This is a genomic window from Methanoculleus sp. UBA291, from assembly GCF_002499755.1.
GTDB lineage: Archaea > Halobacteriota > Methanomicrobia > Methanomicrobiales > Methanoculleaceae > Methanoculleus > Methanoculleus palmolei.
Genome location: NZ_DANC01000055.1, coordinates 41,937 through 44,593, shown reverse-complemented (window position 1 = coordinate 44,593; position 2,657 = coordinate 41,937). Strand labels below are relative to the sequence as shown.

At 65.0% G+C, this 2,657-nt stretch carries 3 protein-coding genes; 1 reads left to right on the top strand and 2 read right to left on the bottom strand.

Features of this window, described 5'->3' with window-relative positions; translation table 11 throughout:
* Positions 1–73 precede the first annotated feature (73 nt).
* The gene (locus BP737_RS13360) at positions 74–1,156 is read left to right on the top strand and encodes a radical SAM protein (protein ID WP_342686261.1); all 1,083 of its coding nucleotides are present in this window, start codon (positions 74–76) and stop codon (positions 1,154–1,156) included.
* Between the two features lie 15 nt (positions 1,157–1,171).
* Here the strand turns inward: BP737_RS13360 and BP737_RS13355 are convergent, their stop codons facing one another.
* A complete protein-coding gene (locus BP737_RS13355; protein WP_292407229.1) occupies positions 1,172–1,960 on the bottom strand; it encodes a DUF2795 domain-containing protein in 789 nt (262 codons plus the stop codon).
* 237 nt (positions 1,961–2,197) lie between these two features.
* A partial coding sequence (locus BP737_RS13350) for a DUF2795 domain-containing protein (protein ID WP_292407232.1) occupies positions 2,198–2,657 on the bottom strand: 460 nt, incomplete at its 5' end.

Here is a 2,657-nt window from a genome sequence, read left to right as displayed (position 1 = left end):
TCATAGGACTCTTCAGGCACTTTCACCCCGCGCCCGGCACAGGCTCTTTTTCCTGCGAGTCGATGCCTTCGGTATGTCGATGCAAGAGCAGAAACTCACCCGTCTTACCGCCGCCGGGAGGTTCGACCTCTGCTGTCCCGGAGAGTGCATTCGGCCCCTCCTGGCTGCGCACCATGTTACGTACAACCGCCGGGCGGGAGGGTGCGGGCGGATGCTCAAGGTCCTCCTCAACGGCACCTGTTCCTACGACTGCGCCTATTGTGCCGTCCGCCTCGAGCGAGAGCGGCTCTCGTTCGCCCCGGAAGAACTTGCCGGGGCTTTTCTCCGCCTCTGGCGGGAGGGACTTGTCGGCGGGCTTTTTTTGAGTTCCGGAATCGCTCGCGACGTTGATTGCGTAATGCACGACCTCGTGGAGACGGGGGAGATCCTTCGCCGGCGGGGCTACGACGGCTACCTTCACCTCAAAATCCTCCCGGGCGCCGCCCGTGTCGACATCCACGATGCCGCATGCGTGGCGGATCGGATCAGCATCAACCTGGAGGCGACGTCCCCCGACCGCCTCGGGAGCATCGCCGGGGTGAAAGACTACCGGCAGGATATCCTGAAGCGCCAGGCCTGGGTAGCGGAGGAGAAACCCGACCGTCACACCACCCAGATCGTTCTCGGGGCGGCGGATGAGACCGATGCGGAGGTCCTCGCCTGCCTCGCCGACCAGTACCGGCGGGTCCGGCCGTCCCGGGTTTACTTCGCCGCGTTCCGCGCCCTGCCGGGAACTCCTCTTGCGTCGCACCCCGATACCCCGGCGTGGCGGGCTCGGCGGTGGTATCAGGCCGATTACCTGCTCCGGGACTACGGCGTTGCGGCCGATGAACTCCGGGCGGTTCTCGATGAAAAAGGGTTTTTCCCGAACCGCGACCCGAAGGAGGTCCTTGCAACCGGTCAAAGCCCGGTGAATGTCAATACCGCTCCGCGCTGCGACCTCCTCCGCACTCCCGGGATCGGGCCGAAGGGTGCGGACCGGATACTCGCCCTGCGCCGGAAACGGCCGTTCACCGGGCCTGCCGACCTCGGACGGGCCGGAGTCCGGGGAACGACCGCCGGGCGTTACCTCACGTTCGGCGGGCGGGAAACGGTGCAGACCCGACTTTGCCTGTAGCCCGGGAACGAAGGTTCACCTGAGTTTGCCGAACTCCGTACTTACATCCGCGGCAGACTGGTAGGTCCGCTCGCCGAACGTCTCGAGCGCGGCGATCACGTCTTCCGGTGCGCTCATCCCCCGTGCATGGGCGACGAGGTCCCGCTTGCCTGCCGGGTAATCCATTCCCTTGAGGTAGACCTGCAGGTCTGCGGCGGAGAGGTGTGCGAAAGACAGCCTCCTGGCTCCCGTTTCCTCTCTCGCCCGCGTGAAGGGTCCGGTCGTCGGAGCATGCGCCTCCGCCGCCGTCCGGGTCTCCACCGTTCTGCCCTCCACCTCCTCCGCTTTTATCGGCCTCTCTTCCCGAACGGGGATCTCCCGCGCCCCCGCCTGCCCGGTCGTGACGGTCTCCCGGGGCGTGGCCTCCGTCCGGGTCACGGCCCGGGCCTCCTCCTGGCTCGGGGGGCCCATCGGCCGGGTCGACTCGATCAGGTTCCAGTTTGCTTCCCTCGGCCAATCCCCCTCCGAAAACCCCGACTCGCTGTCGATTTTATGTTTGCTGATGTTCACCACAAAAACATCGTCCCCCGGCCGGTAGACCATCGCCTCAATCGGGATCGCGAAGATCTTCGACCCGAGACCTAACATGCCCCCGGTCCTGAGGACCGCGTACGCCACTTTTCCCGTGGGGAGCCCGATCCGCAGGCTTGAGATCTCCCCGAGGTCGTAGCCTTCCGGGTTCTTCACCCGCTTTCCCACAACATCTTCGGACGAGAAGAACTCCTGCCCTTCCGCCCTCCGCCGCTCCAGAATCGTTTCCGCCATTGCAACCACCATATCCCTGGTGCGCTTTCGAAGACGATCCCGCCTTCGCGCGGAGCGGGCGATACGTGTTGCGACTATTTAACTTATGGGGGTGGAGGGAGGTGGAGCGGGAAGTCCCCTGTCGACTCAAGGTAGCCGTCCGGGCATCGGCAGGTTTCTTCCAACGCAGATAGAGTATGCGGGGGAGGCGGGAAGGGTATTTCCCGGCCGTCGCCCGCAACGCAGGAGTTCCCCGTATCACTTGACGATGCCGAACTCCGCGCCCACATCGGCTGCCGACTGATAGGTCCGCTCACTGAAGAGTTCGAGTGCGGCAATCACGTCCTCCGGGGCATTCATCCCCCGTGCGTGGGTGATCAGGTTCTGTTTGTCCGCAGGGTAGTCCATCCCCTTGAGGTAGACCTGCAGGTCTGCGGCGGAGAGATGCGCAAGGGACGGCGCTCTTCTCCGGGTTTCGGGAGGCCTCTCACCGACTGCTGCACCGGTCTTCCCGGATCGGGTCGCCGTCTCAACCGGCCGCTCCGTCCGGCTCTCTTTGCCGAACTCCACGCTCACGTCTGCGGCCGACTGATAGGTCCGCTCACCGAACCCTTCGAGCGCGGCGATCACGTCCTCCGGAGCGTTGTTCTTCCGGGCGTGGGCGATGAGGTCCCGCTTGCCCGCGGGATAGTCCATCCCCTTGAGGTATGTCTGCAGG

Excerpts from the sequence above, each read along its gene's own strand:
- BP737_RS13360 (WP_342686261.1), top strand. The coding sequence starts at position 74 with ATGTCGATGCAAGAGCAGAAACTCACCCGTCTTACCGCCGCCGGGAGG.
- BP737_RS13355 (WP_292407229.1), bottom strand. The coding sequence starts at position 1,960 with ATGGCGGAAACGATTCTGGAGCGGCGGAGGGCGGAAGGGCAGGAGTTC.